General features: G+C 61.8%; 23 protein-coding genes, 1 pseudogene and 1 riboswitch. Of the genes and pseudogenes, 8 read left to right on the top strand and 16 right to left on the bottom strand.

Translation table 11 applies throughout. From position 1 onward, the window contains the following. Positions 1 to 68: 68 nt before the first annotated feature. The 7 genes from I5S59_RS05160 to I5S59_RS05130 form a co-directional block, all read right to left on the bottom strand. On the bottom strand, positions 69 to 1,115 hold the full coding sequence (locus tag I5S59_RS05160; RefSeq protein WP_197875669.1) for a sensor domain-containing diguanylate cyclase: 1,047 nt from the start codon (positions 1,113 to 1,115) through the stop codon (positions 69 to 71). A gap of 80 nt (positions 1,116 to 1,195) precedes the next feature. Then, positions 1,196 to 1,780, bottom strand: a complete 585-nt coding sequence (locus I5S59_RS05155; RefSeq protein WP_232239593.1) for an MliC family protein — start codon at positions 1,778 to 1,780, stop codon at positions 1,196 to 1,198. 72 nt (positions 1,781 to 1,852) lie between these two features. Further along, positions 1,853 to 4,576 (bottom strand): helix-turn-helix transcriptional regulator, encoded by a 2,724-nt coding sequence (locus I5S59_RS05150; protein ID WP_197875668.1) that lies wholly within the window; start codon positions 4,574 to 4,576, stop codon positions 1,853 to 1,855. Positions 4,577 to 4,781: 205 nt separating this feature from the next. Further along, positions 4,782 to 6,146 (bottom strand): DUF1329 domain-containing protein, encoded by a 1,365-nt coding sequence (locus I5S59_RS05145; RefSeq protein WP_197875667.1) that lies wholly within the window; start codon positions 6,144 to 6,146, stop codon positions 4,782 to 4,784. Between the two features lie 27 nt (positions 6,147 to 6,173). Continuing rightward, a complete protein-coding gene (locus I5S59_RS05140) occupies positions 6,174 to 8,093 on the bottom strand; it encodes a DUF1302 domain-containing protein (protein ID WP_197875666.1) in 1,920 nt (639 codons plus the stop codon). A 333-nt stretch (positions 8,094 to 8,426) separates the two neighbouring features. Continuing rightward, positions 8,427 to 10,109, bottom strand: coding sequence for a fatty acid--CoA ligase (locus I5S59_RS05135; protein ID WP_128322760.1), 1,683 nt, complete (start codon positions 10,107 to 10,109; stop codon positions 8,427 to 8,429). A 124-nt stretch (positions 10,110 to 10,233) separates the two neighbouring features. Beyond that, entirely contained in the window at positions 10,234 to 10,863 is a 630-nt protein-coding gene (locus I5S59_RS05130) for a LysE family translocator (protein ID WP_128322761.1), read from the bottom strand. Between the two features lie 170 nt (positions 10,864 to 11,033). Here I5S59_RS05130 and I5S59_RS05125 point away from each other — a divergent pair, with 170 nt between their 5' ends. The 3 genes from I5S59_RS05125 (at position 11,034) to I5S59_RS05115 (ending at position 13,883) form a co-directional block, all read left to right on the top strand. After that, positions 11,034 to 11,999, top strand: coding sequence for a 2-hydroxyacid dehydrogenase (locus I5S59_RS05125; protein ID WP_197875665.1), 966 nt, complete (start codon positions 11,034 to 11,036; stop codon positions 11,997 to 11,999). A 50-nt stretch (positions 12,000 to 12,049) separates the two neighbouring features. Next, on the top strand, positions 12,050 to 13,048 hold the full coding sequence (locus I5S59_RS05120) for a class I SAM-dependent methyltransferase (RefSeq protein WP_197875664.1): 999 nt from the start codon (positions 12,050 to 12,052) through the stop codon (positions 13,046 to 13,048). 39 nt (positions 13,049 to 13,087) lie between these two features. Next, positions 13,088 to 13,207, top strand: a riboswitch (yybP-ykoY riboswitch). Positions 13,208 to 13,295: 88 nt separating this feature from the next. Continuing rightward, complete coding sequence (locus I5S59_RS05115) at positions 13,296 to 13,883, top strand: TMEM165/GDT1 family protein (protein WP_197875663.1); 588 nt, start codon at positions 13,296 to 13,298, stop codon at positions 13,881 to 13,883. Between the two features lie 146 nt (positions 13,884 to 14,029). Here the strand turns inward: I5S59_RS05115 and I5S59_RS05110 are convergent, their stop codons facing one another. Continuing rightward, positions 14,030 to 14,845, bottom strand: coding sequence for a M48 family metallopeptidase (locus I5S59_RS05110; RefSeq protein WP_128322767.1), 816 nt, complete (start codon positions 14,843 to 14,845; stop codon positions 14,030 to 14,032). Between I5S59_RS05110 and I5S59_RS26660 the strand changes: the two are divergent. Together I5S59_RS26660 and I5S59_RS26655 are read left to right on the top strand one after the other, a co-directional pair. Next, a pseudogene (locus I5S59_RS26660) lies at positions 14,733 to 16,286 on the top strand (HAMP domain-containing protein); the annotation flags it as partial. The gene I5S59_RS05110 and the pseudogene I5S59_RS26660 overlap by 113 nt on opposite strands. Positions 16,287 to 16,298: 12 nt before the next feature. Beyond that, on the top strand, positions 16,299 to 17,141 hold the full coding sequence (locus I5S59_RS26655) for a methyl-accepting chemotaxis protein (RefSeq protein WP_420066439.1): 843 nt from the start codon (positions 16,299 to 16,301) through the stop codon (positions 17,139 to 17,141). Positions 17,142 to 17,161: 20 nt separating this feature from the next. On the opposite strand, the gene I5S59_RS05100 is transcribed toward I5S59_RS26655, so the two are convergent. From I5S59_RS05100 to I5S59_RS05090, 3 genes are read right to left on the bottom strand one after another with little or no spacing between them, the layout of a single operon-like run. Then, positions 17,162 to 17,785 (bottom strand): SOS response-associated peptidase, encoded by a 624-nt coding sequence (locus I5S59_RS05100; RefSeq protein ID WP_197875661.1) that lies wholly within the window; start codon positions 17,783 to 17,785, stop codon positions 17,162 to 17,164. Between the two features lie 13 nt (positions 17,786 to 17,798). Continuing rightward, positions 17,799 to 18,059, bottom strand: a complete 261-nt coding sequence (locus I5S59_RS05095; RefSeq protein ID WP_128322770.1) for a putative signal transducing protein — start codon at positions 18,057 to 18,059, stop codon at positions 17,799 to 17,801. Next, positions 18,059 to 18,241 (bottom strand): CPXCG motif-containing cysteine-rich protein, encoded by a 183-nt coding sequence (locus I5S59_RS05090; protein ID WP_128322771.1) that lies wholly within the window; start codon positions 18,239 to 18,241, stop codon positions 18,059 to 18,061. The genes I5S59_RS05095 and I5S59_RS05090 overlap by 1 nt, the downstream gene beginning before the upstream one ends. 121 nt (positions 18,242 to 18,362) lie before the next feature. On the opposite strand from I5S59_RS05090, the gene I5S59_RS05085 reads away from it, so the two are divergent. Then, positions 18,363 to 19,529: a 1-acyl-sn-glycerol-3-phosphate acyltransferase gene (locus I5S59_RS05085; RefSeq protein ID WP_197875660.1), complete on the top strand. Its 1,167-nt coding sequence runs from the start codon at positions 18,363 to 18,365 to the stop codon at positions 19,527 to 19,529. An 88-nt stretch (positions 19,530 to 19,617) separates the two neighbouring features. Here I5S59_RS05085 and I5S59_RS05080 read toward each other — a convergent pair whose 3' ends face one another. Then, positions 19,618 to 19,878 (bottom strand): hypothetical protein, encoded by a 261-nt coding sequence (locus I5S59_RS05080; RefSeq protein ID WP_128322773.1) that lies wholly within the window; start codon positions 19,876 to 19,878, stop codon positions 19,618 to 19,620. A gap of 162 nt (positions 19,879 to 20,040) precedes the next feature. Here I5S59_RS05080 and I5S59_RS05075 point away from each other — a divergent pair, with 162 nt between their 5' ends. After that, the gene (locus I5S59_RS05075) at positions 20,041 to 20,247 is read left to right on the top strand and encodes a hypothetical protein (protein ID WP_128322774.1); all 207 of its coding nucleotides are present in this window, start codon (positions 20,041 to 20,043) and stop codon (positions 20,245 to 20,247) included. A 70-nt stretch (positions 20,248 to 20,317) separates the two neighbouring features. On the opposite strand, the gene I5S59_RS05070 is transcribed toward I5S59_RS05075, so the two are convergent. Next, a complete protein-coding gene (locus tag I5S59_RS05070) occupies positions 20,318 to 20,902 on the bottom strand; it encodes a YajG family lipoprotein (RefSeq protein WP_128322775.1) in 585 nt (194 codons plus the stop codon). A gap of 805 nt (positions 20,903 to 21,707) precedes the next feature. On the opposite strand from I5S59_RS05070, the gene mqo reads away from it, so the two are divergent. After that, positions 21,708 to 23,213 carry a malate dehydrogenase (quinone) gene (gene mqo / locus I5S59_RS05065; RefSeq protein WP_197875659.1) on the top strand — a complete coding sequence of 502 codons (1,506 nt, stop codon included), beginning with the start codon at positions 21,708 to 21,710 and terminating at the stop codon, positions 23,211 to 23,213. Positions 23,214 to 23,267: 54 nt separating this feature from the next. Here the strand turns inward: mqo and I5S59_RS05060 are convergent, their stop codons facing one another. The 3 genes from I5S59_RS05060 to I5S59_RS05050 form a co-directional block, all read right to left on the bottom strand. Further along, positions 23,268 to 23,555 (bottom strand): PA4642 family protein, encoded by a 288-nt coding sequence (locus I5S59_RS05060; RefSeq protein ID WP_197875658.1) that lies wholly within the window; start codon positions 23,553 to 23,555, stop codon positions 23,268 to 23,270. Between the two features lie 70 nt (positions 23,556 to 23,625). Next, positions 23,626 to 24,093: a hypothetical protein gene (locus I5S59_RS05055; RefSeq protein ID WP_197875657.1), complete on the bottom strand. Its 468-nt coding sequence runs from the start codon at positions 24,091 to 24,093 to the stop codon at positions 23,626 to 23,628. A 105-nt stretch (positions 24,094 to 24,198) separates the two neighbouring features. Beyond that, positions 24,199 to 24,672, bottom strand: a complete 474-nt coding sequence (locus I5S59_RS05050; protein ID WP_197875656.1) for a WbuC family cupin fold metalloprotein — start codon at positions 24,670 to 24,672, stop codon at positions 24,199 to 24,201. Positions 24,673 to 24,675: the final 3 nt, after the last annotated feature.

The following is a 24,675-nucleotide window of genomic DNA, read 5'->3' as shown; positions in this document are numbered from 1 at the left end:
CATGGCAAATAAAAAAAAGGATGCACAGACCTCGACACGCACAGGCTGGCTTCGCGGGTAAATCAACATCATGCACAAGCGCCAGCGGCGGCGACCCGGAACTCATTGTCACCACTGCGCTTGGCTTCATACATGGCCAGGTCGGCAAGGTGAATCAGGGTATCCATGCTTGAGGCATGGTCCGGATAGATCGCAACGCCCAGGCTGGTCCCCACCTGCAACAACTCGCCGGAAATGATCATCGGGAACGCCAGCGATTCGAGCACATTGCTGCAAATCAGCTGGACTTCCTGCTCCAGCCCCACCCCGGGTGCAAACCCTTCAAGCAGCAGAACGAACTCGTCGCCACCGATCCTGGCCACAGTATCGGCCGCACGCAGCATTTGCTTGAGCCGACTGGCGGTAAACACCAGTACCTGGTCACCGAACGCGTGGCCCTTGCGGTCGTTGATCGCCTTGAAATCGTTGAGATCGAGGAACGCCAGCACCACCCGCGTATTGGTGTCGCGAGCCACTTCCAGTGCACGCGCCAGGCGTTGTTCCAGCACTACGCGGTTGGGCAGGCCGGTCAACGCATCGTTGAGCGCCAGGCTCTGCAACTGGTTGGCCCAGGCCTTTTCCTCGGTGATGTCGCGTACGACGCCCATCATCTTCACCGCCACACCCTGCTCGTTGCAGACCACGTTGCCGGTCTCGCGCAGCCAGCGGACACTGCCGTCGGGCCAGACCACGCGGTATTCCTCGTCATGGTTTTCGCCCGTCTCGATGCAGCGCAATTCACCGGCCCGCACGCGGGCGCTGTCGTCCGGGTGCACGCTGGCGCAAAAGCGCTCGTAGCTGGGGACAATTTCCCCGACCTGATAGCCAAACATGGGGTAGATGGCGTCGGACCAGAACAGTTGTTCGGTGTCGATATCCCAGTCCCAGGTGCCGATGCGGGCAAAGTACTGGCTGCGCTTGTAGCGCTCTACGTCTTCCGCCGGGGCGATGGAACCCGAGACTTGCTCGCGAAGCTGTCGCTCAAGGCGCCGCCCGCGCTGCAACGCACGTAACCACAGGACCGCCAGGATGCCCAAGCCGACCCATGGCGCGATCAGGTACAGCGTCTGCAGCATGGCTATGCGCTCAAGAATGGTAGCTAGTAGCCATCATCCGCGATCCTCGACGCGTCGTAAAGTGCGGCGTAGAGGAGGTCTCAGCGTGCTGGTTGGCAGGTCAGCTCAGTGCCATACCACTTCACCTTGGCTTCACCCTGGTGCTCCCAGAACTCCACGCCTTCACGTCCATACTTGCTGCCGCTGGCCGAAGGTTGCGCCATCACGATGGTCTGGTCGCCGCCGTAGGTCAGCACCGCTGCCTGAGGCGTGAGCTGGTTGTAGAACACGGCAGTGAAGGGTTGGTTGTCGTCACCGCAATCGAACTCGACGGCGGCAGGCACCTGGACCGAGCCGGACTGGATCTGCAACTCGACCATGCGCACCTGGTACTGCTCGAGTACGCAGGCATCGGCGTCAGTGGCTTTCCAGCACTCGTCGCGGCCTTTTATCCAGCCGCGCTGGGTTGCCTTGAGCTGCTTTTGCGAGTCGCTGTCGGCTTGCGTCAGGGTGCGTTTGTAGAGGGCCGCGAGGTCGCGATCGAGCTTGCTCAGTTGCGGGCTCTGGCACACCTTCAAGGCCATGCCCTCGGCGTTGTCGCAGGAAAATGACGGCCCCTCTGCCGCCAGCGCGGCGCCGGTGTACAACCCGCCTGCCAACAGTGACACGGTAAACATGCGCAACATGAGCTGACGCTCCTGGAAAGAACCTGCCAGAGAGTACAGCAGAAATTCTTTGTGTCGCGCTGTTGGTGGCGGTCAGGCCAGCAGCCCGAGGGCCTTCGCCCGGGCGACAGCCTGCGTTCGACGTTCGACGCCCAATTTGCTGTTGATATGGCTGGCGTGTGTCTTGACCGTGTGCAACGAGATGAACAGCCGCTCGCTGATCTCCTGGTTGGAGCAGCCCTGGGCAATTAGCTCCAGCACCGCCTGTTCCCGGGCGCTGAGGGCTTCGCAATTGACGCTGCCAGCCTGCGCCGGGTCCAGTGCTGGCAACAGGGCCAGCAAACTGACCTGCGCCGGGCTCACCGGTTGCGTCAGCAATTGATCGCGCAGCCACAGCGGGTAGTGCTGCAGCAGGCGCTGGAACGGTTGCAATGCACCGCCACGCGCCGCTTCCAGGCTCAACACCAGTAATTCGCGGGCGTTGGACTCATGCTGGTTGGCAAGCAGCAGCTCGATCCACTGGCACAACGCCGTAACGCTCAACATGTGTCCGCCACTGGCCTGGCCACTGTCGACCAGTGCCTGCAGGCGCTCCCCTGCCTGCGCCACACGCCCCTGGGTACGGTCAAGCAAGGCCTGTTGCAAGGCGATGTGCAGCCCCAGCATCGGGTGGAATTCCGGCCCTGCAGCGGCCTGCTTGCCGCCGTAGGTCTGCCCCAGTCGCAACAGCCACGACTCGGCCAGGTCAATACGCCCCTGGGCAAGCCAGAGTTCACATTTGACCAGGGTAATCATCGCCAGATAGAAAATCGGTGGCACGTCCCAGATGTGCATCAGCCGCTCAGCTTCGGCCAGTTCGGCGAAGGCTTCGGTAAAGCGGCCCTCGCGCCCATCCAGCGAGGCAATCACGCAATGCCCGATCAGTATGCTGATGTCGCGGCAGGCCCGCGCCTCGACCAGGCCGGCTCGCAAGCGGCTGCGCCCCGCTTCCGGCTGCATGCGCGCGACCAGCAAATAGCCTTCATACAAGGTCAGCCGGGCGCGTACCGCATACAAGCGTTGCGCAGAGAGTCCCTGCAACCGCTGCAAGCCGAGGTGGACTTCATCCTGCGCCCGCAACACCTCGCCACGGGCATGCAATACGCGGGCGCGGTCGTAATGGGTCAGCGCCTCAAACAGGGGATTGGCAACCCGTTGAGCCAGTTCCAGGGCCTCGCGGTTCCAGCTGCGCGCGCGCGCGTAATCGGCATCGGCAATGGCCAGGTTGGACAGCGTCGACAAGCACACCAGACGCTGGCCGTAGCGCTTCTGCGGCAAGGTCCGCAGGGCTTCGATGCAACAGGCCCGGGTGCGCGTGCGATCACCACGACCGCGGGCAATCACTCCGCTCAAGGCCAGCCACTGGGCCAGCATCGAGCGTTGCGCCGTTGCCGACGGTGCCGGCAAAAAGCGGCTGAGGTGGCTGGCCAGCTCTTCGGCTGCATCAAGCTGCCCCGCCAGGCCCAGTGCCCAGCTGTACAGCACAATCAGCCGCGGCGTACTGATCAGCAGGCTGTCGGGCAGGTCCATTTTCCAGCGCAGCAGCATGCCGACGTTCTGCTCGGCCAGCAGCTGTTCCTCGGAAAGGCTTTGCACCAGGTTGGCCGCCACATCCAGATGCCCGGCGCGCAAGGCCTGTTCGACCGCTTCATCCAGCAGTCCCTGCCCATGAAACCAGCGACAGGCCCGCAAGTGCAGGCTTGCCAGCGGCTGGCTGGTTTGCCGGCTGCGCAGCAGGTCGGAGAACAGGTGGTGATAGCGAAACCAGCGCCCGTGCTCGTCCAGCGGCACCAGAAACACCTGGTGGGCCTGCAGGTAGCGGATGATTTCGGCGCTGTCATGACTGTCGCGCAGGGCATCGCACAGCTCGCTGCAAAAGCGCTCCTGGCAGGCCGTGTCGTTGAGAAAGCCCTGAACCTCGGGCGGCAGGATGTCGATAACTTCTTCGAGCAGGTAGTCCCGTATCAGCCCTTCGCCGCCATGCAAGGCCTGCGGCAAGGTACTGTCGGCGCCCGACTCGCTGGCCGCCAGTTGCCAGAAGCGCAAACCGGCCACCCAGCCATCGCTGCGCTGGATCAGGCTGTCCAGCGCCTGGCCACGCAGGCTCGTCGGTTGCTGCCCGAGCACCGCCAGCGATTCATCGGGGGTCAGGCGCAGGTCCTGCTCGTTGAGTTCAAGCAATTGGCGCGACAGGCGCAGACGCGCCAGGTGCCAGTCCGGGCGCAATCGGCTGGTAACCAGCAATACCAGGCCCGGCGGCAAGTGATTGAGGAAAAACTGCAGGCAGCGATCCAGTACCGGGCCCTGCGCCAGGTGATAGTCGTCGAGTACCAGCAACAGGGGATTGGTGGGCTGCAGGTGGTCCGCCAGCTCATCGAGCAGGCCGTCCAGCCATTCTTCGAAGGCAAAGGGTTGATGGCGCTGACGCATCTTCAACAGGCCCAGCGCCTGGTTGCCCACTGCCGGACAGCACTGCTGCAAGCCTTCGAGCAAGCGTTCGAGAAAACGTCCCGGATCACTGTCACGACGGCTCAGCCCCAACCACAGGCTGTTCCAGTGATTGGGCAGGGCCTGACAGAACTCCACCGCCAACGAGCTTTTACCGAAACCTGCCGGTGCACTGACCAACAGCAAGCGGCCACCCAGCCCCGACTGCAGTCGCTGGCACAAGCGCGCCCTCGGCACATGCCCTTCAGGCAGTGGCGGGCGATAGAAGCGGCCTTCCAGGACAGTCATGGCCTGGCTGGCGAACCCTTGCGTACGGGACAGATCAGTCATGGCCGGCTCGTTTTAGTTAGAGAATCTTCGGCATTACAGATCAGGGCAGACTAGCGGTTAAAAACGCACATTTGAAGATGATTGCCACCCTTTGCGGAAAAAAGACTACAACAAAAAGCGACAAATCCAATGCAGCAAGGCTGCAGAAACAGAAACGCCCCGGCAAGCCGGGGCGTTCTGGGAGATCACACAAGGGATTTGAAACTCAGCGAACACCTTCCTGGCGTAGCGCTGCGGGCTGGAAGTCGCTGATGCTTGCCGTAAAACCGAAGTCGTAGGCGCGCTTCTCTTCGTTCTTCATGCCCAGTGCCAAATAGCGACCCGACTGCAGGTCGTAGATGGCTTCCAGGGTGTACCACGGCACCTGGACGTTGTAGTAGTCCTGGGAGTGGGCCTCGGAAACGCGCCACAGTTGATCACGACCGTCGTACTGGTCGATCACTGCAGCCTGCCAGGTGTCTTCGTCGATGTAGAAGTCACGCTTGGCGTAGATATGACGCTGGCCCGGCTTCAGGGTTGCCACCACGTGCCAGACGCGGCGCAGCTCGTAGCGGCTCAGGTCCTGGTTGATGTGCCCGGCCTTGATGATGTCGCTGTACTTGAGCTTCGGATCGTCGAGCTTGTAGCTGTTGGAGGCAATGTACATCTCTTTCTTGCCTTCGAGCTTCCAGTCGTAGCGGTCTGGCGCGCCGTTGTACATGTCGAGGTTGTCGGAAGTACGCAGGCCATCGGCCGCAGTACCCGGACCGTCGTAGGACACCTGCGGTGCCTGGCGCACGCGACGCTGACCGGCGTTGTACACCCACGCCTTGCGAGGTTCCTTGACCTGGTCGAGGGTCTCGTGAACCAGCAGCACGGTACCGGCCAGGCGTGCAGGTGCAGTCACCTTCTGCTTGAAGTAGAACAGTACGTTGCCCGGGTTGGCCGGATCGTAGCCCTTGATCTTGTCACGGAAGACGAACTGGTCCTGGAAGTACACCAGGCTGTAGGAGCCATTGGTCTGCGGTGTGGCCTGGGTGACCAGGCGCGTTACGCTGCCGCCACGGTAACGGGTGATGTGGTTCCAGATCACCTCGACACCGCTTTTGGGAATCGGGAACGGCACGGCGCTTTCGAAGTTCTCCAGGCCGTTGCCGCCCGCAACCAGGTTGGTGCTGGTGGCATTCTTCTTGATCGAGGCAAACACATCAGCCGGTACGTTCGAGCCGCGGTGGGTCGGGTACACCGGAATCTTGTAGGTGTCCGGGTAACGCTTGAGCATCGCGATCTGACCGGGGGACAGCTTGTCCTTGTACTGGTCGACGTTCTGCGCGGTGATGGTGAACTTCGGCTGCTCGTTGCCGTACGGGTTGGCAAGGAAACCTTTGTCATCGACGGCACCGGCGTTTTTCGCCAGCGGTGCCCAGGCGGTGATCGAGCCATCGGCGTTACCGGCCTTTTCAGCGCCCATCGGGGTCAGCGTGGTGCCGAGCTTGGCGGCCTCGTCGGCAGACACTGCCGCCATGACACTGGTCGCCAGCAGCGACAGGCCCAACACACCGGCTTGCAGCAGATTCTTGGTCATTTTCATGTTCGTGCTCGTCCTGAATCCGTGTTCTTAGAAGTTCACGCCGAAGCTGAGGGCGATGAAGTCGCGATCATCCACGGTGGTGTACTTGCCATCGAAGAAGTTGGTGTACGACAGGCTGGTGGTGTAGGTGTTCTGGTACTCGGCATCCAGGCCCAGGCTGATCGCCTTGCGCCCTTCCTCGAAGTTGCCACCTGGGCCTGGCGAGTAACCGTCAACGTCGTGGGACCAGGCCACACTTGGCTTGAGGTTCACACCGGCAAACACGCTGTTGTAGTCCCAGATCGCCCGCATGCGGTAGCCCCAGGAATCGGTGGTGGTGAAGCCTTCGTTCTCGCAGTAGCGCGACTGGTTGTTGCGCGGTGCGCTACCCAGGGTGCTGGCGTTGAGGGTTTCACAACGACCGTTTGGCAGCGGGCCCGGGCCATAGACCGGGTCACGGCCGTAACGGGCCTTGGAGGTGCTTTCCAGCCCGCCGACGTGGGTCCAGCCGACTTCGCCCACCATGGTCAGGCGCTCTGCACCCATGACCTGGTCGAAGAAGTGGGTGAAAGTAGTTTGCAGCTGGGTGACTTCCTTGCGGCGGTAACCTGGCTGGTCGGTGCTAGGGAAGCCCTTGAGGATCGAGGCGTTCGGGTCGATCGGGGTCAGGCCCGAGAACAGGATGTCGGTGGTGTTCAGCTGTACCGGTGCGTTCGGACGGTAGCTGATTTCACCTTGCCACGCCGTGCCGGTAGGCAGGGTGGTGGAGAAGCTCAGGCCGTACAGGCGGATGTCTTCCGGGTACTCGACGTAGTAGCTGGAGTTACCGGCGACCACCAGCGGCAAAGTACTCTGGGTGACGGCGTTGAGGTTGGCCAGCGGTACGCCGGCCGCACGCAGTTGCGCCGCCAGACGTTGCGGGCTGTAGAACTGCGCTGCTGCGCCCTGGCCGCTGAAAATCGGCGCACGGCTGTGGTAGTTCATGAAGTAGCCACCGAACTCGGTATTCAGCGGTTCGAACACGTAGCGCATGGCCAGGCCGAACTGGCCGCTGTCACGCGCATCGCGGTCCGGGCCACGGCGCACGATCACGCCTTCGTCAGGGTTGCCCCAGGTGACGTTGTTGGCTGCCATTACCCCGCCAACCGGCCGCGAGAGCGGGCCCAGGCCTGCGTTCAGGGTGCTCTGCTTGGCCAGTACCGCCAGGTTGGTGTCGCAACCGTCGGCGATCACGTCCGGCTGGGAGAAGAAGGTGCCGCAGTTGTCGACGACGGTCTGGTCCCATTCGATCTGGTAGAAGGCCTCGGCCGACAGGTTGTCGGTCAGGCTCTGGGACACGTAGAACATGTTGACCGGGATCAGGCCTTCCTTGATTTCCGCGCCAGGACGGCGGAATGCGGACACGTCGATCGGGTTGATCGAGTTGATACCGCCACCAATGAAGGTACTTTCACCCCAGCTCACCACCTGCTTGCCCAGGCGGACGTTGCCCGGGAGGTCGGCGATGCTGTAGTTGTGGTACACGAATGCGTCGAGAATCTGTCCGCCGGCGGACTTGGCGCCCTCTTTGCGGTTGGAGTCGCTGATGTCCTTGAACTCGCGGTGTTCATCCTTGAGTTCAAAGTCATACCAGTACTTGCCGCGGACGAATACGCCAGTATCACCGTACTTCAGTTCAAGGTCATGGATACCCTTGAAGATCTTCGAGAAGGTCTCGCCTTTCTTGAAGTTCAGGTGACCGTCGTCGGAGGTTTGCGACAGGCCGTGGCCGCCGTTGTTCGAGCCGATCAGGTTCTTGTTGGCATCAGCGGTCGACCAGCTGGCCCCAACAGACAGGGACGAGTCAAACGAACCTTCGATTTCACCGATGTTGAAGCTGACGCCGAATGCAGGACCGGCGAGCGTAGAAGCGAGGCTGACGGCCAGCGGCAGTTTCGCCCGGCGCCAGAACAGATTTACTGATGTCATCGACGCTACTCCATGTACTTTTATTTTTATGGCAGTGAGTCCTTTGCAGAAACGCCTCAAACGACCGGTATCAGCGCACCGTTATCGTCGAGCAAGTGGTCAGGCACATTCATGTGCAACCCCGGTTCCTGAAAATCCCCTGACCCGACTATAGCCAGCAGGTAGTAGTGCTTGATCCCTCTAAAGTGTGATTTGCATCACCGCGCCCTGACCAGGTGTGCAGGGGCGGTGACCGCGCTGGCAGAGGCAAGAATGGCTGAAAATTACTGTTTGGCAAGCGCAAGATGTGTCTATTTCGCGGGTTGCGGCCACCAAGCCGCAACCCGCCTGTGCTCAAAGCGTTGAAAGAAACGCGCTGTTACTGGCCTGCCACTGGGTGATGTCCAGGCGGATGCGCTTCTTGTCGAGCTTGCCGACACTGGTCTTGGGAATTTCAGTAACAAGCGCGATCTGGCTGGGAATTGCCCACTTGTTGATGTGTCCAAGCTCGACGAAAGGCTTGAGGTGCTCTTTGAGTGCCTTGGCATCTACCGCCTGCCCCTCATGCACCACCAACAGCGCAAATGGCCGTTCGCCCCACTGCGGATCGGCCACACCGACCACGGCCACTTCGCGTATTGCCGGGTGGCGGCTGATCAGGTCTTCGAGTTCCAGCGACGATATCCACTCGCCGCCGGTCTTGATCACATCCTTGATACGGTCGCGGATATCGATCACGCCCATGCTGTCGAGCGTGGCCACATCGCCGGTGTGCAGCCAGCCGCCCTGCCACAGTTCAGCGCCCTTCTCCGGCTCACGGAAGTAGCCCATGGTCAGCCACGGCGCACGCAGCACCAGTTCACCCTGGGTCTCACCGTCAGCGGGAAGGAAGTTGCCCTCGCTATCGACAATCGCCGTTTCCACCAGCGGCACCGGCACGCCTGCCTTGATCCGGTAGGTGATGCATTCATCGTCGCTGCCGGCCAGCAACTCCTCGTTGAGGTGGGCGCAAGATACCAGCGGACAGGTTTCGGACATGCCGTAGGCGGCGGTCAACTGAATGCCATGGGCATGGGCGGCTTCGTACAGCGCACGGTTCAGCGCGCTGCCGCCGATGATGATCTTCCAGCCGCCGAAATCCTGGGTTTGTGCGCCTTTGGCGTTGAGCAACATCTGCAGGATGGTCGGCACGCAGTGGGAGAACGTTACCTTCTCCTTGCGCCACAGCTCGCAGAGCATTTCCGGCTCGTAGCGCCCGGGGTAGACCTGCTTGACCCCCAGCATGGTGGCGACATAGGGAATGCCCCAGGCATGCACGTGGAACATCGGCGTGATCGGCATGTACACGTCGTTGCTGCCGAGCAAGCGCACACTGTCGATGCTACCGGTAACAGAGGCCGCGGCCAGGGTGTGCAGCACCAGTTGCCGGTGGGTGAAGTACACGCCTTTGGGGTTACCGGTGGTACCGGTGGTGTAGAAGGTGGTAGCGACCGAGTTTTCGTCGAAGTCAGGGAAGTCATACACCGGGCTGGCGGCAGCCAGCAGTTGCTCGTACTCGCCCACCAGGTTCGGCAACTCGGCGGTCTTGGCCTCGCCGTCGGTCAGCAGCAGGGTCTTCTCAACCGTGGTCAGTTGCCCGGCGATGGACTGGTAAAGACCGACGAAATCGCTGTTGACCAGCACGAAGCGGTCATCGGCGTGGTTCATGGTGTAGAGGATCTGCTCGGGTGACAGCCGCACGTTGATGGTGTGCACCACTGCGCCGATCATCGGAATGGCAAACATGCACTCCAGGTAACGGTGGCTGTCCCAGTCCATCACCGCCACGGTGTCACCGGCCTTGACCCCGGCCTCGGTCAGCACATTGGCCAGGCGCGCGATTCGCTCGTTGAGGGTCAGGTAGTTGTAGCGCAACACATCGCGATAGACGATTTCGCGGGTTTTCTCGTAACGGCTGCCCGACAACAGCAGCCGCTTGATCAACAGCGGGAACTGATAAGCGCCCTCAGCAGGAGGAATGACACGAGTCTGCAACATAGGAGTCCCTTTTCTAGAGTGCACGGGCTGGACAAGACATGACCCACTCTAGAACGCCACAACGCCGGTCAAATCAGCCAAAGGAATGATTTGACCGGCGCCAAGGATTAGTGGCAATTCACCATCAATGCATCTCGGTGAAGGCGATTTTTACACCCAGTGCAATCAGCACAGCGCCCATGGTGCGATCAAACCAGTGCCCCATGCGCGCGAAGCCTGCGCGCACACGCTGCTGGCTGAACAACATGGCCACCAGGCAGAACCACAAGCCCGTGGCCAGCGCCAGGTACACGCCATAACCGGCCTGGATCGCCAGCGGCGTGTGCGGGTTGATGACCACGGTGAACAGCGACAGGAAGAACAGCGTTGCCTTGGGGTTCAGGCCATTGGTCATGAAACCTGCAACAAACGCGGCGCGCGGCGTACGTTCGACCGTCGAGGCCTGAACAGCCTCGCTGCCCGGGGCCGCAGGGCCTGCACGCAGCGCCTTGAAACCGATGTACAGCAGGTAAGCGGCTGCCAGCCATTTAAGGGCGTTGAACAGCACGATCGACTGCGACACGATCAGGCCGATGCCCAGCAGCGAATACCCCACATGCAGGAAGATCGCCGTACCGACGCCAAAGGCAGTCCAGGTACCGGCGCGGCGCCCATGGGTAACGCTTTCGCGTACCACCACGGCGAAATCAGGACCGGGGCTGGCCACGGCCAGCAAGTGAATCAGGGCAACAGTCAGAAATTCAGCCCAGTACATGGGGGCTCCTTGCGGTAGAAAATGAACTCTTGGGAAACGCACATTACGCTTCCGACATACCAAGTAACAACCTTAGGCAGTGATTGTCGCAGCCCACCCCGGACTGGAGCAGATGTTACGATTGCTTCACCTATCCGGCCTGAGCCCAACCGCCACTTACTGGAGCGTCCATGTCCACCCTTCGCCGCGCGGTATTTCTCGACCACCATTCCCTGGACCTTGGCGATCTCAGCCTGGAGCGCCTGCGTGGTTGCTTCGACGAACTGCAGTTGTACCCGTCGACCACCCCCGAGCAGGTGACGGAACGCTTGCAAGGCGCGACCGTGGCGATCAGCAACAAGGTGCTGATCGATGCCGACGCCCTCGCCGCCAGCCCCGACCTGAAACTGATCCTGGTCGCGGCAACCGGCACCAACAACGTCGACCTGCAAGCCGCGCGCGCCCAAGGCATCGTGGTCAGCAACTGCCAGGGCTACGGCACCCCTTCGGTTGCCCAGCACACCCTGGCGCTGCTGTTGGCCCTGGCCACGCGCCTGCCGGACTATCAGCAGGCCGTCGCGGCAGGGCAATGGGCCCGGGCCAGACAGTTCTGCCTGCTCGACTTCCCGATTGTCGAACTGGAAGGCAAAACCCTGGGCATGCTCGGCCATGGTGAACTGGGCGGCGCCGTCGCGCGCCTGGCCGAAGCCTTCGGCATGCAGGTACTGCTCGGGCAATTGCCGGGGCGCCCACCTCGCGAAGACCGCTTGCCGCTCGATGAACTGCTGCCGCAGGTCGATGCCCTGACCTTGCACTGCCCACTCAACGAACACACCCGCAACCTGATCGGAGCCCGCGAACTGGCCCTGCTGAAACCGGGCGCATTCGTCGTCAACACCGCACGCGGCGGCTTGATCGACGAGCAGGCCCTGGCTGACAGCCTGCGTGCAGGCCACCTGGGCGGGGCCGCCACCGATGTGCTGAGCGTCGAACCACCGGTCAATGGCAACCCGTTGCTGGCAGCCGACATCCCGCGCCTGATCGTCACCCCGCACAGTGCCTGGGGTGCGGTTGAGTCGCGGCAACGTATCGTCGAGCAACTGAGCGAGAACGCCGAGGCATTTTTTGCCGGCAACCCGCGTCGACAGGTCGGCTAAGCCGCGTCCGCCTCTGGTAAACTGCGCCACTTTTTCAGGAGCCGCCATCCATGGACCCGCGCAGTGAAGTGTTGCTTCGTCAGGCCGAGCTTTTTCAAGGCTCGCTGCTGCTTGCCGGCCTGCCCGCCGATGACCTGCTCGGCAAACTGCCGGCGGCACAGGGCTGGAGCTGGCATGCCGGCGACCAGGCAGCGCTCGAAGCACGCTTTGCCGGACGCAGCCATTTCGGCGTAGAGGCACCCGACAAGGGCTTCGACGCCGCTGTGCTGTTCCTGCCCAAATCGCGCGACCTGGCCAACTACCTGCTCAACGCCCTGGCCTCCCGCCTGAGCGGAAAAATGCTGTACCTGGTCGGGGAAAAGCGTGGCGGCATCGAAGGCGCCGCCAAACAGCTGCATGCCTTCGGCAAGCCACGCAAACTCGACAGCGCCCGCCACTGCCAGCTGTGGCAAGTCACGGTTGAACACGCGCCCGAGGCCAAGCCGCTGGAAAGCCTGGCCGAGCACTTCGAGCTGGAACAGGCAGATGGGCCGCTGAAAATTGTCAGCCTGCCTGGCGTATTCAGCCATGGCCGTCTGGACCGCGGCAGCGCCTTGCTCCTGGAGAACCTCGATCAATTGCCGGTAGGCCATGTCCTGGACTTCGGCTGTGGTGCCGGCGTGCTCGGTGCCGCGATCAAGCGCCGTTACCCACAAAGCCGCATCACCCTGCTCGATGTCGACGCCTTCGCGGTCGCCAGCAGTCGTCTGACCCTGGCTGCCAACGGTCTGGAAGGCGAAGTGATCTGCGGTGACGGCATCGATGCCGCGCCGCGGGATCTGCAGGTGATCCTGAGCAACCCGCCCTTCCACACCGGCGTGCACACCAACTACCAGGCATCGGAAAATCTGCTGAGAAAATCAGCCGATCATCTGAAAAAGGGCGGGGAAATGCGCCTGGTAGCCAACAGCTTCCTGCGCTATCAGCCATTGATCGAAGAAGCGCTAGGCAACTGCCGCATACGCGCCGAAGGACAAGGCTTTCGCATCTACCAGGCAACACGCGGATAAAATCAGCGCTTGCCGAAACGGATTTGCCTAGGCAGAATCCGCTCCGTCCTAGGGGAGTAGTCTCCCGCGAGCACCCAGCTCGCCCGGTACGCGTCAACATACTTGGTCCACAGACCATGGCGCGTGCGACCCACGGTCCGCACAGACGGACCCAGGGTTTGACAAGACCTATGACACGCACACCTTACCCGGGGCGGGAAGGCTGTACGTGTCATAGCCGTGTCGACCCGCCCCCGTAGGAATCCTGATGCTGGAATCATTGCTCGTCCCGACCGCAATCGTGGCCCTCGCCGAAATTGGCGACAAGACCCAATTGCTCGCGCTCATCCTCGCTGCCCGCTTTCGCAAGCCCTGGCCAATCATTGCCGGCATCATTGCCGCGACCCTGGCCAACCACGCCGCAGCCGGTGCAGTCGGCGCCTGGTTCAGTACCTTCTTCTCCGCCGCGACCCTGCACTGGATTCTGGCTGCAAGCTTTGCCGCCACCGCGCTGTGGACACTGATCCCGGACAAAATGGACGATGACGAAGCCAGTACTGCACGCCGCTTCGGCCCGTTCCTGACAACGCTGATTGCATTCTTCATCGCTGAAATCGGCGACAAGACCCAGGTTGCCACGGTGATGCTGGCTGCCCAGTATCCGCACCTGATCATGGTGATTATCGGTACTACCCTGGGCATGCTGATTGCCAACGTACCGGTGGTGCTGGCGGGCAACTTTGCCGCCGAGAAGCTGCCGCTGACCCTGATTCGCCGCCTGGCTTCGGCCGCGTTCTTTGTACTGGCCGCAGTGGCGGTGTACTCGGCCATGGAAGTCAGTGGCTGGATAGGCTGACGCACAATCATTGTGGGAGCCGGCAGCACCGGCGATGGGCTGCACTGCAGCCCCCTAGGCCTGTCCTGACAATTGAGCCTTGCGACCGCTGCGCGCTCGATCGCAGGCTGCGCCAGCTCCCACAGTTGTAGCGGGGATTAACTGAATTACTTCTTCGCCTGCTCGTACAACGGCATCACTTTCGGAATCGCTGCCTGCAATGCGGCCTGACGGCTTGAAGACGCCGGGTGGGTACTCATGAACTCAGGCTGCGAACCACCGGACGCCGCTGCCATCTTGTCCCACAGGGTGATCGCGGCATTGGGGTTGTAACCTGCACGCGCCGCCAGCTCCAGGCCAATCAGGTCGGCTTCGTTCTCGTTCGCACGGCTATTGGGCAGGGTCATGCTGTACTGCACCACCGTGTCGGCAATCGCCAGACTGTCCTGTCCCAGGCCCAGCAAGGCGCCAGCGCCCTGGCGGGCCATCTGTATCCCGTAGGCCTTGGACATGGCTTCACGGCCATGTTCACGCAGGGCATGGGCGATTTCATGGCCCATGACCGCAGCGATCTCGTCGTCGCTCAACTTGAGCTTGTCGATCAGCCCGGTATAGAAAAAGATCTTGCCGCCGGGCCCGCAGTTGGCATTGAGCTCGTCGCTCTTGATCAGGTTCACTTCCCAGTTCCACTGCGCCGCGTCCGGACGGAACTTCGGCGCCTGGGCGATCAGACGGTCGGCAATGACCTGAACCCGCTTGGCTTCGGCACTGGTCTTGTCGAGCACACCCTTGCTCGACGCTTCGCCGAGGGTCTGCTGATACGACTGCGCATACATCTGGTTGACCTCGTCGGTCGACAGCATGCTGAACATGTATTGCTTACGCTCGACACCCACGGCGCCACCGCTGGTGGTGTTCACCGCCTGGCATCCGGCAAGCAGCACGCTGGCGCTCAGGGCGCCGTATACAAATAACCTACGCATGAAAACACTCCATTCGAACATGCCGCGTATCGTAGGCCGACTGGATTGCGCCCGCCACATTCCCGGCGAAGATTTCTCCAGGCGGCGCTCATGCTTTGACGGACAGGGGCCGATAACGCAAGGCAGACGACTTTTCTTGCGCGTGGAGCCCTTCATGAAGTTCAGGTCGATCCAGTTTTCCGTCGCCGCCCTGGCCGGTGCCATTGTCTTAAGCATAGTTGCCGCGCTGGTGCTGTACGCGGTGTATTCCGGCCAGCGCACCCAGGAGCTGGTGCAGACCCGTACCCAGCAACAATTCGAGGCCCTGATCCAGCAACGCCTGACGGCGCTGGCTCGCACGCAGGTCAGCGAGATCCAGCGTGGCCTGGAGGCGCCCTTGCTGATCGCCCGTGGGCTGGCCACCAACAACGCCATGCTGGGCATGAAAGACGCCAACGGCGCAGCGCTGTTGAAGATCGAACGCGAACAGCTGATTGCCCTGCTCAAGCAAACTGCCATCAGCAACCCGCTGATCCTTGGCACGTACCTGGGCTGGGAAGCAGGCGCCCTGGACCATGATGACAGCCGCTACATCGGCACCTCCATCACCGGGATCGACAGCACCACCGGCCGCTTCCTGCCGTGGTGGTTTCGCAACGATGACGGTAGCCTGGGCCTGGACAAACTGGTCGACGTCAATGACCAGACCCTCCTCGCCACCGGCGTACGCGCCAGTGAGTACTACCTGTGCTCGCGCGATTCCCGAAAAGCCTGTGTCATCGACCCGGCGCCCTACAAGGTGGGCGACAAGGTGGTCATGCTCGCTTCGTTCGTCGAGCCCATCATGATCGACGGCCAGTTCCAGGGCATCGCTGGCGCAGACCTGTCGGTGAACTTCATCCAGGAACTGCTCAACTCCGCGGATAAACAGCTCTACGATGGCGCGGGCGAACTGGCCCTGGTCTCCGGCAACGGCCGCCTGGTGGCATTCACCAAGGACCCCGGCAAATTTGGCGAGAAAGCCAGTGACGCGCTCGACGCCAGCGTCGCTGCAACCCTGAACCAGCTGAGCGGCGAAAACCTCCACTACGAGGTCAACCAGGACGCCGGCCGCATCGAGCTGTATCTGCCATTCAAGATCGGCAATACCGACGCGCGCTGGACCCTGCTGCTGGAGTTGCCGATCAGCGCGGTGATGGCAGACGTAAAAACCCTGCAGGACGAACTCAGCGCACAGCGCAGTACCGACATTACCGGCATGACCCTGATGGGCCTGGGCATTGCCGCCCTTGGCCTGCTGGTGATCTGGCTGCTGGCCCACGGCATCGCCCGCCCCCTGCGCCAGATGGTGGCGATGCTCGACGACATCGCCCAGGGCGAAGGCGACCTGACGCGCCGCCTGAGCAGCGACCGCGCCGACGAACTGGGCTCGATTGCCAAAGGCTTCAACACTTTCCTGGCCAAGCTGCAGGCAATGATCAGCCAGGTCGTGGCCTCGGTGCAGAAAGTCAGCGACTCCTCGGAGCACACCGCCGACATCGCCATCCGCACCAACCAGGGCGTGCACAAGCAGATGGCCGAAATCGACCTGGTCGCCACTGCGGTGCACGAAATGACCGCTACCGCCCAGGACGTGGCGCGCAATGCCACCCACGCCGCGCAAGCTGCCAGCAACGCCGACCAGGCCGCTCATCAGGGCCTGCAGATTGTGCGCACCACGTCGGACTCGATCAGTGCCCTGGCACAAGAGATCGGCCGGGCCGTTGGTGTCGTGCAAACCCTGGCCCGCGACAGCGAGAACATCAACGCAATCCTTACCGCCATCCGCGCCATCGCCGAGCAAACCAACCTGCTGGCGCTCAATGCCGCCATCGAAGCCGCGCGCGCCGGTGAACAAGGTCGTGGTTTTGCCGTGGTTGCCGATGAAGTGCGTAACCTGGCGCAGAAGACCCAGCAGGCGACGGAAGAAATTCAGCAGATGATCCAGCAACTGCAACAAGGTACCCGCGATGTGGTGCGGGTCATGGAAGACAGCCAGGGCAAGACCGACATCAGCGTGCAGCAGGCTGCGCGCGCGGCTGAGGCGCTGGAGAGCATCACCCAGGCGGTTTCGGTGATCAATGACATGAACACCCAGATCGCCAGCGCCGCAGAAGAACAGAGCGCAGTGGCCGAAGACATCAACCGCAATGTGATCAACATTGGCCAGGTCGCCAACGAAGTGGCTGGCGGGGCGGACGAGTCGAGCAATGCCAGCGCCGAGCTGACCAAACTGGCCGAGCAACAGCGCCGTCTGATCAACCAGTTCAGGGTCTGAAAACGTGCAACGCGCCGGCCTCAGGCCGGCGTCAGGCACTCCGGCCCGTTGAGCTTGGGGTCATTGACGAAGTTGGCCAGCACGCGCTCACGCAACGGTGCCTGGGCGCTGGCAAGCAGCTCGTACAGACGGGCCACCGGCGTCTCGGGATCCAGCCAGGCCGCCTGCCCTGCAGCATCAAGAATCAGCGGCCGACGCTGATTCATTGCCGCCTGGGTAACCACCGCCGTGCTCAACCACACCTGGTCCTGCACCGGGTAGGCCTCCCAGATCGCGGCAAAGAACAGCGAAGAGCCCTCCCCTGGGGTCAGCCAGTACGGACGCTTGCGCACGGTGCCGCGCCACTCGTAGAAACCGTTGGCCGGCATCAGGCAACGGCGCAGGCGAAACGCTTCGCGAAACATCGGTTGCTCGGCCAGGGTTTCGGCGCGGGCATGGGCAGGCGTGCGCGACAGGTCGGTCAACCAGGCCGGGGTCAGCCCCCAACGGGCCCGGGCCAGCTCCGCCTGACCCGCTTCATCGCGGCGCTGGATGAGCACCGAGGCACCGGGAGAAATGTTCCATTGCGCTTGCTGGTCGGTCGGAAACCCCGGCAGTGCAGCAAAGGCGGGAGACCAGCGAAACAGCGCGTAACGTCCACACATGGGCAATTGAGACCTAGCAAATCAGGGTTCCGGGAATATGCTCCGGTTCGTCGCCAGCCAGTGGCTGGGCCGCATTGTACGCGGCGATCAGCTGGCGTGCGTAATCGGCCTGTTCATCGGCCACTGCCAGCCCCAGCAAACCCTGCATCGGTAAATCGCCGATGGCGCCCATCAGGTCACGCCCGACCAGATGAACCCTGACCCCTTCGCTGTCGAGCATCCCGATGAGCATTTCGGCTTCCAGCAGGCTTTCCGGATCGTAGATTCGCTGCATCAGTCATTCTCGCCATAGACATCCAGCATCCATTCGTCGCCATGCACCTGCAGCACGAATCTGATCGGCTTGCAGCACACCTGGCAGTCCTCGATGTATTCCTGGTCACCTGCGGAGAGATCCACGGTCGTCTCCACCTCTTCGCCACAATAAGGGCAATCATAGATAGCTGCTTCGAGCATCGCGGCCTCCAGAGTGACTTGTGCGTATAATTGCCGGTCTATTTACAGGACCTGCGTGTGTTCGAGCCGTTTTTCGGACCCCGGCCCTACCTATTACCCTAGCCGTTTCCAACAAGAGAGCATGATGGGCGAATTCGATGCCATCCGACCGTACGACGACGCTGAAGTCCCTGCCGTTCTGGCACGTTTGCTCAGCGACCCGGCATTCCTCGATATCCTCACCCACTTTCGCTTCCCGCGCATGGCCGGCGCCTTTGGCTGGTTGCTCAAACCGCTGATCGCCCGCCGCCTGCGCAAGGAGTTTGCCGGGGTCAGCTGCGTATCGACCCTGCAGGACAAGGTCGAGTATTACGTCGACCACACCATCGAGCGCGCGACCGACGGCGTGACCTACACCGGCGTCGAGCTGTTGAAGTCCGGCACAGCGTATCTGTTTCTGGCCAACCACCGTGACATCGTCATGGACCCGGCCTTCGTCAACTATGCGGTGTACCACGCCGGCCTGCCGACGCCACGCATCGCCATTGGCGACAACCTCCTGCAAAAGCCGTTCGTCAGCGACATGATGCGCTTGAACAAGAGCTTCATCGTGCACCGCTCGATCACTGGCCGCCGGGAAAAACTCGCGGCTTACCAGCTGCTTTCGGCCTACATCAACCATTCGATCCGCAACGACGGTCAGTCGATCTGGATTGCCCAGGCCGAGGGCCGGGCCAAGGACGGTGACGATCGCACCGATTCGGCGATCCTGAAAATGTTCCACATGAGCCGCAAGGATGAGCCGTTCGGCGCGGTGATCCAGTCGCTGAACCTGAGCCCGGTGTCGATCAGCTACGAATACGACCCCTGCGACCAGGCCAAGGCCCGTGAGCTGTACATCCGCGCAACCACCGGCACGTACAGCAAGGCACCGGGTGAGGATGACCTGAGCATCGCCCAGGGCATTACCGGCTACAAGGGACGGGTGCACATCAACTTTGCCCCGCCGGTGTCAGCGTTTTTTGAAGACACCAAGCAGCTGGCAGCGGAGATCGATCGGCAGATTCTTGGCGGCTACCGTCTGTTCCCGGTGCATTACCTGGCGTATGCGCAGTGGGCTGACGCAGACCCGGCGCTTGACGTGCCACCAGCGGCCAAGGTGTTCCCTGCCGACGAACTGGCCCGTGCGCAAACCGAATGGCAGCGCCGCCTGGATGCCTGCCCGGCCGAGCATCGCCCGTACCTGGTGCAGCAGTATGCGACGCCGGTGCGCAATCAGTATCGGGTCAAGGCGGGGCTGGCGCTCTGAGTTGAACCGCATCGCAGGCTGCGCCAGCGTCCTGCAGGAGCTGGTGCAACCTGCGATCGAGCGCGCAGCGGTCGCAGTTTTCGCAGCTTCAGACCCAGGTGCTGAACCAGGACAGCAGCAAGGCCAGGCCCAGGAAGGCAAAGCCCAGGATGTAGTAGAAACGGTTGATGCGCAGGGTCATGCCATCAACCACAGCCTCGTCACCCGGCACATTGGCCAAGGCTTGCGCCTCACGACGTCGGGCGCTGTGCAACAGCAGGCCACCAGGGCAGGTAATCACCAGCGCCAGCAGATTGATCAGCTTGGCCGGGTGGGCAGCGATCAGCCCCCAGAGCATTTGCAACGACATTTACACTACCTCGAATTCATACGGCGACACTCGCAACGCGGGGCATTCTACCCAAGCCCTGCATCAAGTCCTGCCCTTTTCGACCAATGACGACCCGCGTCATACAATCGTCATCGCGATCCGCCACCCTGTCGGCCTTTGCAACGAACAGGGAGCTTGTTCATGCTGCACGCCGAAAACCAGGACCGTCTCTACCTGATCGCCCAGAGCGATGAACAGCAGGCACTCATCGACGGCCTGGCCTTCAACGTACAACACCGCCAGTGGCTGGTGTACTGCGCCCTCGGCGGCCACGCTCACGACGACCTGCCTGAGGTGGACGGCCACACGGGTATCAGCGTGCTGGATTTCTACAGCGAAGCCGCCTGACTCCACGCGCACAAAAAAGCCCGATGGCAGCCCCCTGCCATCGGGCTTTTTCGTACGCGGGGCGGCGCGCTTATTCGCCGAGGATCTGGCCGATGGCCTGGTCCTTGAACAGTCGGGTCAGGGCGTCACTGAGGACATCGCTGACCAGCTTGGTGTTGGTTTCCTGGTTCGGGGCCATGCCGAAGCGCTGGTCCAGGGACGCACCATAACGGCCACTGTAACGACGGTTGGCGTTGGACACGTCGGCCTTGAAGGTTGCACCGATGGTTGCCTCGGTCACGTACATGCCCTCTTTGGGCGACTGGTACTTGAGTTCAGCCAGGGTCACGGTCAACTGCGGGGCGTTGTAGGCGTTAGGGGTCGGGGTAAAGCCCAGCAGGCGCACTGCGGCTTCGGCCTGAGCCTGCAGCTTGGGCAGAATGTCGTTGCCGGTCACGGTGATGGCGCTGGTTTCCGGGTACAGGCCGCCACGGGTGCCCAGGGTTTGCGAAGCACGGCCATCAACCACACGGACCACGACCGGCTGGCCATGGCCGACCGGCGCAAGCTGGGCGGTGAGTTTTGGTTGCGGGCTGAGTTGTTGCGGGCTGTGGGCACAACCGACCAGTGTCAGACTGGTCACCGCGATCAAACCGAACAACAAACGTTGCAACATGCTCATCTCTCCAGAATAGGCAGCAAAGGCCGCCAGTATAACCAGCACGAGGCGGCCCAGCCATCGGCGTGCCATTAGTGAATGAGACAATCGCCAACGCGACCGGTTCGCGACCGTCAGCGCTTTATGAACCTGCTGTAATACCGTGTCCAGAGCGGCCAGACGCCCCTGCACGTGGCCTGGTTGGCTGCGCGCTTGAACCTTGCGTCAATAAAAGTCGTTAATAAAGATCATTTCTGCCCGAGACATCGTTATAATCTCCCCCCGATTATAAGGACGTCTCCTGATCGGGCCTCGCAGCACCGCCAATGTTCATCATCGGCATCCTCCGCACCGCCCACAGAGAGCCTTCCACACAGGTCTTGCACCAGCCAGTGTGCCTGCATCATTCGGCGCTCTGCTCTGCCTGAACCTGCCGGGTTTGCCATCGCGCAGCCCATTTTGAGGTTCACGACTCCAAAAGAGCGTGAAAAAACGGGTTTTCACAACTTCACGAGAGTGTGGCGAGCAATGAACAGTCTGGCATGTGCAAAAGCACCTAAAGTGTCCCGAACAGCCCTGAACAGCTGGCAACAGCGCTCATCCAGGATGAGTGCCTGAGGCCGGTCCGTAACGCACGACGGACACCTTGACCATAAGTCGAATTGCCGCACCGGCCTTAAAATGCGTTCATAGGCAACGCAAAGCCCCGGTTGGCAGTGTCCGCTGAAGTTGCAAAAACTGCGAAGAATCGGACATGGCGATCCCGGCCAAGCCAGGGATCCTATGCTGTCAATTTGGTGCTGTAGATTTTGGAGACGCGTTAATGGCGCAGAACGAAGCAGTCGATGTGGTACTGGTAGGGGCAGGCATCATGAGTGCCACCCTGGCCGTACTGCTCAAGGAACTCGACCCGGCAATCAAGCTGGAAGTCGTCGAGTTGATGGATTCGGGTGCCGCGGAAAGTTCCAACCCGTGGAACAACGCCGGGACCGGCCATGCCGGGCTGTGTGAACTGAACTACACGCCGCAGGCCGCCGACGGCAGCATCGACATCAAAAAAGCGGTGCACATCAATACCCAGTTCGAAGTATCCCGGCAGTTCTGGGCATACCTGAGCAAAAAAGGCGCCTTCAGCTCGCCACGGGCGTTCATCAACCCCGTGCCGCACCTGAGCTATGTCGAAGGTGAAAAGGGTATCGACTTCCTCAAGAAGCGCTTCGAGCTGCTCAAGCAGCACCATGCCTTCGCCGAGATGGAATACACCGAAGACAAATCGGTAATGAACGAGTGGATGCCGCTGATGATGCCGGGTCGCCCTGCCGACCAGAAAATCGCCGCCACCCGCGTCATGAAAGGCACCGACGTCAACTTCGGCGCCCTGACCAACAAATTGCTCAAGCACCTGGCCAACGCGCCGGATGCCCAGGTCAAGTACAGCAAGCGCGTGACCGGCCTGCGCCGTAACGGCAGCGGCTGGACCGTCAGCATCAAGGACGTCAACAGCGGCAACAGCCGTGAAGTCGACGCCCGCTTCGTATTCCTCGGCGCCGGTGGCGCGGCCCTGCCGCTGCTGCAGCAGTCGGGCATCGAAGAGAGCAAAGGCTTTGGCGGTTTCCCGGTCAGCGGCCAGTGGCTGCGTTGCGACAACCCGGAAGTGGTCAAGAAGCACCAGGCCAAGGTCTACAGCCAGGCCGCCGTGGGTTCGCCACCGATGTCGGTACCGCACCTGGATACCCGTGTCGTCGACGGCAAGACTTCGCTGCTGTTCGGCCCGTATGCCGGTTTTACCACCAAGTTCCTCAAGCACGGCTCGTTCATGGACCTGCCGCTGTCGGTACGCATGAGCAACATCGGCCCGATGCTTGCCGTGGCGCGCGACAACATGGACCTGACCAAGTACCTGGTCAGCGAAGTGATGCAGTCGATGGAGCAGCGCCTGGACTCCCTGCGTCGCTTCTACCCTGAGGCGAAAGCCGAAGACTGGCGCCTGGAAGTGGCTGGCCAACGGGTGCAGATCATCAAGAAAGACCCGAAAAAAGGTGGCGTGCTGCAGTTCGGTACCGAACTGGTCGCATCCAAAGACGGCAGCCTGGCCGCCTTGCTGGGCGCCTCCCCGGGTGCCTCGGTGACCGTTTCGATCATGCTGGAACTGATCGAGCGCTGCTTCCCCGAGCAGACCAAAGGCGCCTGGGCCGGCAAGCTCAAGGAAATTTTCCCGGCCCGGGAAAAGGTTCTGGCCGCCGACGCTGCCCTGTACCACAAGATCAGCGCGCACAACGACGAGGCCCTGGGCCTGGTCGAAAACAGCCCGGCGCAAAGCTACGCGTAACGCACCGGTATAAAAAAACGCCCCTCGGGGCGTTTTTTTATGCGCGCTGTAAACTCAGCCGCGGGCCTTGCCGATGATCTCGATGTACTCGGCGGCGTTGCGCTGGTCGCGGATCAGATCAACAAAGGTCTTGCCGTGCTCGTCCTTGCCGTCCACGTCCAGGCCAGCCTCGACGAAGAAACCGACAAAGCGCTCGAAGTCGTCGATGCGCAGGCCGCGATAGGCCTTGATCAGTTTGTGCAGCGAAGGGGACGTGGCATCCGCTGGTTCGAACTGCAGGAAGGATTTGACGTACTCGTCGCTGATCTCATCCCCAATCACTTGCTTTTTGTCTTTACGCATTGCCGACTCCAACTGAACCATCACGGACATTTTCACGGGCCGGCAGTTTACCCCTGCCCGGCACTGGCGCTCAACGCGCGCGTACGGTCCCGGTGTGCAAATCCGCCCAGATATGGCCATTGGCATAGGTCAGGAACTGCACATAGACGGTATCGGTGCGCAGCAGGTCGAGAATCACCCGGTATTGGCTCAGTGGATAGTTCAGGCTCAAGAGCTTGCGCTTGTCGTCGAACACCGGCTTTTTCAGGCTCTTGCTCTCGGCGTCGAAACTGATCAGCACCTGGCTCACCGTTGCGCCCTTGCTCAGCGGCTTGCCTTTGAGGCGCAGGATCAACGGCGAGGTCACCGGAATGGGCTGCTGGTTGGACTGGCGCTGGTTGCCGACCACCACCGAATAGTCGGTGACCTGCAGCAACTGCTGGGATTCCGGGGTTTCCTGACGCAGGGCCAGGTCGTCGGGCGGGAGGAACTGACTGTGCAGCGGCGCCGCGGTAACGGGCAGGCTCAGGACCAGCAACAGGGGAAGAAGTGCGCGCATGACAGGCTCCTTGTGTCGGCCCGGCACTCTAGCATGAGATGGCGGCATCGCCAGCCAGGCCAGGCGCCGAAAGCTAGCGCGCAGGCCTGTCGGCTGCGGGGGCGCTCAGTCGAACTGCGCGCGCATCCAGGCATGGTACTCCGCCACACCCGGTTCACCCTCACGCGGCGCCCAGCTGGCGTGTTCGGCCTCGCCAATCGGACGGTACGGGCCGGCCTTGCATTCAAACATGATGGAGTCCGCTTCCAGTACTACCAGACCGTGGAACGTACCGGGTGCGAGGTCTACACCCAGGCAGTCGCCACCGGCCACAAGTACACGCTTGCCGACCACCTTTCCCTGCTCATCGAAGATCAGCAGGCCCAAGCGGCCCTTGAGCACGATCAGGCATTCGGCCTTGTCTCCCGCAAGGTGCCGGTGCGGAGGAATATAGGTCGATGGCTGCAGGCCCACAGCCATACGATGGCAAGGCTCTTCCATTTCATGAAAATTGTGGTGCTGTCGCCCGCGCGGGCTGGCTGCCGCCTTGGCCGCCAGCTCGGAAAACAGCGACTGGTCGAGAAATCCGGGCTGGCGCATGGG

Source organism: Pseudomonas alkylphenolica, from assembly GCF_016009175.1.
GTDB lineage: Bacteria > Pseudomonadota > Gammaproteobacteria > Pseudomonadales > Pseudomonadaceae > Aquipseudomonas > Aquipseudomonas alkylphenolica_B.
This window is presented reverse-complemented; position numbering and strand designations above follow the sequence as displayed.